This is a genomic window from Aquitalea sp. FJL05 (assembly GCF_003852595.1).
In the GTDB taxonomy this organism is placed as follows: domain Bacteria; phylum Pseudomonadota; class Gammaproteobacteria; order Burkholderiales; family Chromobacteriaceae; genus Aquitalea; species Aquitalea aquatilis.
In genome coordinates this window covers 91,772-99,041 of the sequence record NZ_QAJS01000019.1, presented here as the reverse complement: position 1 = coordinate 99,041, position 7,270 = coordinate 91,772, and the positions used below count along the sequence as shown (strand labels likewise).

General features: G+C 57.2%; 8 protein-coding genes. 3 read left to right on the top strand and 5 right to left on the bottom strand.

Going from position 1 to position 7,270, the window contains the following annotated elements:
• Positions 1-100: 100 nt before the first annotated feature.
• The 3 genes from arcD to DBR44_RS18500 all read right to left on the bottom strand — a co-directional run bounded on the left by arcD (position 101) and on the right by DBR44_RS18500 (position 3,309).
• Positions 101-1,540, bottom strand: coding sequence for an arginine-ornithine antiporter (arcD, locus tag DBR44_RS18510; protein WP_124645466.1), 1,440 nt, complete (start codon positions 1,538-1,540; stop codon positions 101-103).
• A 366-nt stretch (positions 1,541-1,906) separates the two neighbouring features.
• Positions 1,907-2,044, bottom strand: a complete 138-nt coding sequence (locus tag DBR44_RS18505; RefSeq protein ID WP_124645465.1) for a DUF3149 domain-containing protein — start codon at positions 2,042-2,044, stop codon at positions 1,907-1,909.
• Positions 2,045-2,280: 236 nt separating this feature from the next.
• Complete coding sequence (locus DBR44_RS18500) at positions 2,281-3,309, bottom strand: CDP-6-deoxy-delta-3,4-glucoseen reductase (protein WP_124645464.1); 1,029 nt, start codon at positions 3,307-3,309, stop codon at positions 2,281-2,283.
• 38 nt (positions 3,310-3,347) lie between these two features.
• On the opposite strand from DBR44_RS18500, the gene DBR44_RS18495 reads away from it, so the two are divergent.
• Both DBR44_RS18495 and trmB read left to right on the top strand, forming a co-directional pair.
• Positions 3,348-4,265 carry an NAD(P)H-binding protein gene (locus DBR44_RS18495; RefSeq protein ID WP_124645463.1) on the top strand — a complete coding sequence of 306 codons (918 nt, stop codon included), beginning with the start codon at positions 3,348-3,350 and terminating at the stop codon, positions 4,263-4,265.
• Between the two features lie 36 nt (positions 4,266-4,301).
• Positions 4,302-4,982, top strand: a complete 681-nt coding sequence (trmB, locus tag DBR44_RS18490; protein WP_124645462.1) for a tRNA (guanosine(46)-N7)-methyltransferase TrmB — start codon at positions 4,302-4,304, stop codon at positions 4,980-4,982.
• A gap of 13 nt (positions 4,983-4,995) precedes the next feature.
• Here trmB and DBR44_RS18485 read toward each other — a convergent pair whose 3' ends face one another.
• Positions 4,996-5,490 carry a glutathione peroxidase gene (locus tag DBR44_RS18485; RefSeq protein WP_124645461.1) on the bottom strand — a complete coding sequence of 165 codons (495 nt, stop codon included), beginning with the start codon at positions 5,488-5,490 and terminating at the stop codon, positions 4,996-4,998.
• A gap of 58 nt (positions 5,491-5,548) precedes the next feature.
• Here DBR44_RS18485 and DBR44_RS18480 point away from each other — a divergent pair, with 58 nt between their 5' ends.
• Complete coding sequence (locus DBR44_RS18480; protein WP_199106928.1) at positions 5,549-6,028, top strand: DUF1841 family protein; 480 nt, start codon at positions 5,549-5,551, stop codon at positions 6,026-6,028.
• 288 nt (positions 6,029-6,316) lie between these two features.
• On the opposite strand, the gene DBR44_RS18475 is transcribed toward DBR44_RS18480, so the two are convergent.
• A complete protein-coding gene (locus DBR44_RS18475; protein WP_124645460.1) occupies positions 6,317-7,270 on the bottom strand; it encodes a D-2-hydroxyacid dehydrogenase in 954 nt (317 codons plus the stop codon).

The window sequence follows — 7,270 nt, the reverse complement described above, 5'->3', positions numbered from 1 at the left end:
CGGAATGAACACCAAATTTAGTCATGATCAAACTCCTTCAATGTGTGGTAAGGGAGTCGGGGAGCGCCTGGTGGGCGCTCCTCATTAAACAGTTGTTGTCTTAGAGGGAGAGCTGACCGGTAATCAGTTCGTAGGTGGCAATGGCACCCAGTACGACGATGATGGCGGCCAGTGCGGCTTCAGCACCCTTGAACGGCTTCTCGCCATGTTCTTTCTTGGCCCACAGGTAGAACAGCAGGCCCGGGGCATACAGCACCATCGACAGGAACAGATACTTCACACCAGCGGCGTAGATCAGCCATACACCGTACACACTGGCAATACCGGCAATACTCAGGTCACGGCCCTTGCCTTCACCTGCCTGGTAGCCTTCGCCACGCTGGGCCACCATGAAGGAATACACAGAACACAGCAGGTAAGGAATCAGGATCATCGAGGTCGCCAGCGACAGCAGTGCCAGATAACCGGCCGAGCTGAACAGAGTGATGACCAGGAACAGTTGGATCAGGCCGTTGGTCAGCCACAGCGAGGCAGCAGGCGAACCGTTGGCATTGGTGGTACCGAAAATGCGCGGCATCACGCCATCTTTACCGGCCAGGTAAGGTGCTTCAGCAGCCAGCAGGGTCCAGGCCAGCAGCGCACCACCGACAGAGATCACCAGACCAGCATTCATGATGTTGGCACCCCAGGGACCAATCGCCTTTTCCAGCACATAAGCGGTGGACGGGTTCTTCAGTGCGGCCAGTTCCGGCTGGGTCATCACACCCAGTGCCAGTACCGATACAGCAACCAGCAGGGCAATGGTCAGCAGGAAACCCACTACGGTCGCCTTGCCCACATCACTCATCTTCTCGGCACGGCCAGAGAACATCGAGGCACCTTCGATACCGATGAACACCCACACGGTCACCAGCATGGTGCTCTTCACCTGATCGACGATGGAACCCAGCTTCGGATTACCCCAGAAGTCGAGATTGAAGGTGTCAATCTTGAAGGCAAACACCACCAGGACGATGAACAGCGCCAGCGGTACCAGCTTGGCAATGGTGGTGATGGTGTTGATGAAAGCCGCACCATGCACACCGCGCAATACCAGGAAATGCAAGGCCCACAGCACTACCGAGGCACAGATGATGGCCGTCGGCGTGTTGCCGTCGCCAAAGGCATGGAACCAGAAGCCCAATGCCGAGAACATCACGACAAAGTAGGAAACATTACCGATCCAGGCCGAAATCCAGTAACCCCAGGCCGAGTTGAAGCCCATGTAGTCACCGAAACCGGCTCGGGCATAACCATATACCCCGCCTTCTACTTCCGGTTTGCGGTTGGCCAGCATCTGGAAGGCAAATGCCAGCGTCAGCATGCCCAGAAAGGTAATGGCCCAACCAATGATGATGGCGCCTGCTCCTGCGCCTGCCGCCATGTTCTGCGGTAGCGAGAAGATGCCGCCGCCAATCATGGACCCCACTACCAGTGCGGTGAGTGCACCCAGTTTCAGTTTGGGTGCTCCGCCACCTTGTGCTTCAGTTTCAGTGGACATTTTCGTTCTCCGTGAAATACATTTACCTGAAAACTATCTGTATATTATTAATTTCTTATTCGTTGATGTAATGATAATGGCGAGACCGATCTGATTCCAGAAACGTCAAACACATGTTTGATCAAGATCAAATAGGCAGGGCAGGCAACTTCTGATTGACACTAGGGGTAACGAGGGCGTTATAGGAGGAAGCGGGAAGATATCCCAATAGAATTTTTAAATTCAAAATGCGCAATCATTCACAAAGACAACGTTAAATTGTTTTTACAAATTATCGCAGGCAAAAAAAATGGATACGGCCCACCACCGTATCCACCAACACACACATCAAGAGGAAATCTAGACACCAATCACAATCAGGCCAGCTCAGTCATTCGGGCCGGCGTTTTTCACTTTGCGTGTAATCACTACGATCACTCCCACAACAACCACTGTGGCAAAGACAATGGTGGCCAATCCCAATACACCGACATCGTCGGATAGAAGTTGTCCCAGCAGTTCCATCTTCCACTCCTCTAGCTGGCGGTATGCCGCCTTGATTGATTAGTCGATAGTCATAATAGCCATACTCAAAACAGGGATGTTGATGCAGGTCAAAAATACGCATGCCGGGCAGATTGCTGACCGTCAATGTGGCAAAGCAGATGATGACAGGCAGCATGCTGCCATCAGCACAGAGCGGGATTGCAAATGAAAAACCCCTGCATGCAGGGGTTTTGTCTTGGTACGGCTAGGTGCGATTACTTGCTGCCACCCATGTCCTTGGACAGGAAGAAGGCATCGGAGAAGAATTCGTCTTCCGGCAGCTGGCGCTCCTGAATAAAGCTGCGATGGGCAGACTCCACCATCACCGGTGCGCCACAGGCATACACCTGATAGCCGGACAGATCATCAAAGTCATCCAGCACCGCCTGGTGCACAAAGCCGGTGCGCCCCTGCCATGCATCTTCCGGCAAGGCTTCGGACAACACCGGGATCACGGTGATGTTGGCATGCTCTGCCTGCCAGCTGGCAGCCAGTTCAGCCATGTACAAGTCGGCCTTGGTACGTGCGCCCCAGTACAGCACCATCTGGCGCTGGATGCCATGATGGATGGCATGCTCGATAATGCCCTTGACCGGTGCAAAGCCGGTGCCACTGGCCACCAGAATAATCGGCTTGTCCGACTCTTCGCGCAGGAAGAAAGAACCCAGCGGACCCTTGAAGCGCATGATCTCGCGCTCTTTCATCTGGCTGAAGACATATTCCGAGAAGCTGCCACCCGGCTGATGGCGAATGTGCAATTCCAGGAAGGCATCGTCATGCGGTGCATTGGCGATGGAGAAGCTGCGCTTCTTGCCGTCCTTCATCAGAATGTCGATGTACTGGCCGGCGCGGAATTGCAAGCGTTCCGATACCGGTAGCTTGAGCTTGAGCACAGCCACATCATGCATTTTCACCATGCTTTCCACGCGGCACGGCAGGGTCTTGATCTGGATATCACCGGCACCGGCCACTTCACGGGCTTCGATGGTGACATCGCCCTGTGGGCGGGCACAGCAGAACAGGGTCATACCCTGGACGCGTTCGCTTTCCGGCAGCGCTTTGTCCTGATAGCCATCCTGGCATACTTCGCCTTCCACTACCTTGCCCTTGCAGGCGCCACAGGCACCGTCACGGCAGCCATAAGGCAGGCCGACATTCTGGCGCAAAGCCGCTTCCAGAATGGTTTCATGCGCTTCAACACTGAACGTATGCCCACTCGGGAGCACTTTGACCTGGGAACTCATTGGGTACCTTTATTCCAAATCTGGGTAATATGCTGCCTATGCGTACTTTATTGATTGCAGGTCTGGGCGATGTCGCCCGGCGCGCCCTGCCCGAGCTGGTCCGGCACTGGCGCGTTTTCGCCATTGCCCACCATCCGGCCGCAGCCGAGGCAGCACGCCAGGGCGGCGCCCTACCCATCATGGCCAATCTGGACTGCCAGGATAGCCTGCACAGAATCGCGGGGCTGGCCGATGACGTATGGATTACCGCGCCGCCTCCCGGCAGCGGCGTACGGGACAATCGCACGCGCAAGTTGTTGTACGCACTGGCAAAAGCCGACAGGATACCACAGCGTCTTAGCTATATCAGCACTACTGGCGTGTATGGAAATGGGGATGGAGCCTGGCTGGACGAGTGCTCGCCACTGCAAGCCCAGACCGGGCGCGCCCAACGCCGGGCCGATGCCGAAACCGCATTGCGCGGCTTTGCCGGCCGCCATGGCTGCCAGCTGAATATCTTGCGCGCACCGGGCATTTACGCGCTGGAACGCCTGCCACTGACCCGCTTGTTACAAGGCACGCCCCTGATCCTGCCGGCGGAAGACAGCTATAGCAATCACATCCATGCCGATGATCTGGCGCGCTTGTGCATCGCCAGCCTGCAGCAGCAGCGAGGTGGCATCCGGGTATTCAATGCCTGCGATGACGAACCGCTAACCACCACCGACTGGTATGCCATGCTGGCTGGGGCACTTTCGCTGCCCATGCCACCACAGCTGAGCCGCGCCGAAGTCCGCCAGCAGGTGAGCCCGGCCTTGTGGTCGTATATGGCGGAGTCGCGGCGCATCCGCAATGCGCGCCTGGCGGAGCTGGGCGTCACACTGCGCTATCCCACAGCCCGCCAATTTGTCGCGCAACTGGCGGCAAATCCCGCCTGGCAAGCCGTGGCACTCGCTAAGGCCGGCAAGATTCGGTAACATGCGCGTCTTCCCGCAATTATCTGTTTGAATCACATGGAAAATCCGGCATTCGGGCGCGCCATCAGAAGCTTTGTGCTGCGTCAGGGACATCTCTCGGCAGGCCAGCAGCGCGCCATGGACGAAGGCATGCCCAAATGGGGCATCGAATATCAGGCTGAAGCCATCGATCTGCAGCAGGCTTTTGGTCGCCAGGCTCCCAAGATTCTGGAAATCGGCTTTGGCATGGGTGGAGCAACAGCGGAAATCGCTGCCGCCAACCCCGAGCGCGACTATCTGGGCGTGGAAGTGCATTCGCCAGGCGTGGGTAATCTGTGCAAGCTGATTGCCGAAAAAGAGCTGAGCAATCTGCGCATCATCCGCCACGATGCGGTGGAAGTGCTGGACCACATGCTGGCTGATGGCTGCCTGGACGGGGTGCATATTTTCTTTCCCGACCCCTGGCACAAGAAGCGCCACAACAAGCGCCGGCTGATCCAGGCCCCGCTGGTGGAAAAGCTGGTGAAAAAGCTGAAGCCGGGTGGCTATCTGCACGCAGCCACTGACTGGGAAGACTACGCCATCCAGATCATGGAAGTATTCAGCGCCAATGGTGATCTGGCCAATACCGCTGACGGCTATGCACCGCGCCCGGACTATCGTCCGCTCACCAAGTTCGAAGCCCGCGGCATCAAGCTGGGGCACGGCGTGTGGGACATCATCTTCAGTCGTAAATAAACCATGGCGGGCATCAGCCGCTGGCTGCTGCCCGTTTCAGCAAGTTCTCGATATCCTCCTGCAGTTCATGCGGCTCCACCGCCGGCTCGTAGCGCTTCACCACCCTGCCCTCTGCATCCACCAGAAACTTGGTGAAATTCCACTTCACCGGATGCGGGTGCGGTGTATCCGCCTGGGTCAGCCAGCGCCACAAGGGATCGGCCTGCGCACCGTTTACCTCGACCTTGGCCAGTACCGGAAAGCCAACGGCAAAACGGCTGCTGCAAAAAGCGGCAATATCCTGATCGCTACCTGGTTCCTGCCCGCCAAACTGGTTGCAGGGAAAGGCCAGTACGCTCAAGCCTGCGGATGACAGCTGTTCATGCAGCTGCTGCAGTCCGGCATATTGCCGGGTATAGCCACATTCACTGGCGGTGTTCACCAGCAAAACCACCCGGCCTTGCAGGCTGGCCAGGGGCAATTGACTGCCTGTGGCAGTCAGGGCCGAGAATGCGTAAAGCGTGGTCATGGCTATCTCCCTTCCGTATAATCCTGGCTTATCCGAGAAACGTACTCAGGTATTGCACATGCTGTTTTCACCCAGCCGCCAGGATGCACGCGGCTTCTTCTTCGACACCTGGAAAAAACACCAGAATGGTGTGGTATTGACCGATCTGGAAAAGATCGTGCTTTCCATTCTTATAGACCACCCTGAGTACCACTCCATCCTGAATCATCCAGAAAAATACCTGGAACAGGAATGGACGCCGGAAATGGGCGAGACCAATCCCTTCCTGCATCTTGGCCTGCACGTGGCCATTGAGGAACAACGCTCGATTGACCAGCCCTTCGGCATCCGCTCACTGTACGCGCAACTCGCCCTGCGCCATGGCGACGAGCATCGCGCCCAGCACGAGATGATGGAGTGCCTGGGAGAGATGATCTGGCATGCGCAGCGCTATGGCGGCGGCCCGGATGTGAACCGCTACATTTCCTGTGTACGGGGCAAGCTGGGCATGGGCGAGGAAGAACGCCCGCGCATCAATCCCAACGATATTCCGGACTGAACAGCCCGTCCTTGCAGTCCCCTGGTCTGGCAGCTGGGCTGCAGCCTAAGTCTGGAGCAGACAAAAAAAGCGCCGTGGAAGACAGAGCAACCACGGCGGATCAAGCGGGGCAGCCTGAACCCGTTACGGGCCCAGACCATTTAATACTATGCCTTAATTCAATCATTAACAATATTTAAAGCAATCCAATTGGCATTATTGCCCAATACCGACATTGCTCATTAAGTATTTTTTCTGATTAAACAATGTTTAACAAAAACTGCGTTTGGCCAGCCGCCTGCGCCAGGCTCAGGCCAGCCGGTTTTCTGCTCTGCCCGCCACATAGGCGGCGATATTGTCGACCAGCTGCTGCGCCAGCCGCTGCATGGCCTGCTGACTGGCCCAGCCAATATGCGGTGTCACAATCAAATGCGGCAGACGGGCCTTGAGCAGCGGATTACCTGCCGTAGGCGGCTCGGTACTGAGCACATCAAAACCGGCACCACCCAGCTGACCGTACTTCAAGGCGGCAACAAGCGCCTGTTCATCCACCAGCCCGCCGCGCGCGGTATTGATCAGGATGGCCCCCGGCTTCATGGCCATCAATTCGTCCTGGGCAATCATGTTGCGGGTGTCATCGTTGAGTGGACAGTGCAGTGACAGCACGTCGGACGTCGCCAGCAGGTCGGCAAAGCTGACATAGCCATCACGCACCACGCTCGCTCCCTTGCGCTCACCAAACTGCACCCGCATGCCAAAGGCACGGGCGCGCTCGGCCAGCGCCTGACCGATGCCGCCAGAGCCGAAAATGCCCAGCGTAGCCCCTTTCAGATCGCGAATCGGTGCACCGAAATGACAGAATTGCTGGGCCTGCTCCCATACCCCGGCAGCCACATCGCGCTGATAGGCCGGCAGGTTTTTCACCAGCGCCAGCATCAGCGTGAAAGCATGCTCGGCCACGGTTTCATCGCCATAGTGGCGAATATTGGCCACGGCGATCCCCTGCTCACGACAGCATGCCAGGTCGACATGGTTGTAGCCGGTCGCCGCAATGGCCAGCATTTTCACGCCTGGCAGTTGCAGCAGGGTTTCGCGGGTGAAAGCCACCTTATTGGTGATCACGATGTCGGCGTCGCCAACATGCCGGACAATCTGCTCCGGAGTAGTGGCGGCGATTTCGCGGTAGGCATGCTCAAACGGGAAAACGGGAACCGGGACAGGCAGGCTGTCCCGGTCGAGGAATACGATGGAGGGGTGGGTCAT

What these genes read in the sequence shown, in the direction of transcription:
- arcD (WP_124645466.1), bottom strand. Translation starts at nt 1,540, where the DNA reads ATGTCCACTGAAACTGAAGCACAAGGTGGCGGAGCACCCAAACTGAAA.
- DBR44_RS18505 (WP_124645465.1), bottom strand. Translation starts at nt 2,044, where the DNA reads ATGGAACTGCTGGGACAACTTCTATCCGACGATGTCGGTGTATTGGGA.
- DBR44_RS18500 (WP_124645464.1), bottom strand. Translation starts at nt 3,309, where the DNA reads ATGAGTTCCCAGGTCAAAGTGCTCCCGAGTGGGCATACGTTCAGTGTT.
- DBR44_RS18495 (WP_124645463.1), top strand. Translation starts at nt 3,348, where the DNA reads ATGCGTACTTTATTGATTGCAGGTCTGGGCGATGTCGCCCGGCGCGCC.
- trmB (WP_124645462.1), top strand. Translation starts at nt 4,302, where the DNA reads ATGGAAAATCCGGCATTCGGGCGCGCCATCAGAAGCTTTGTGCTGCGT.
- DBR44_RS18485 (WP_124645461.1), bottom strand. Translation starts at nt 5,490, where the DNA reads ATGACCACGCTTTACGCATTCTCGGCCCTGACTGCCACAGGCAGTCAA.
- DBR44_RS18480 (WP_199106928.1), top strand. Translation starts at nt 5,549, where the DNA reads ATGCTGTTTTCACCCAGCCGCCAGGATGCACGCGGCTTCTTCTTCGAC.
- DBR44_RS18475 (WP_124645460.1), bottom strand. Translation starts at nt 7,270, where the DNA reads ATGACCCACCCCTCCATCGTATTCCTCGACCGGGACAGCCTGCCTGTC.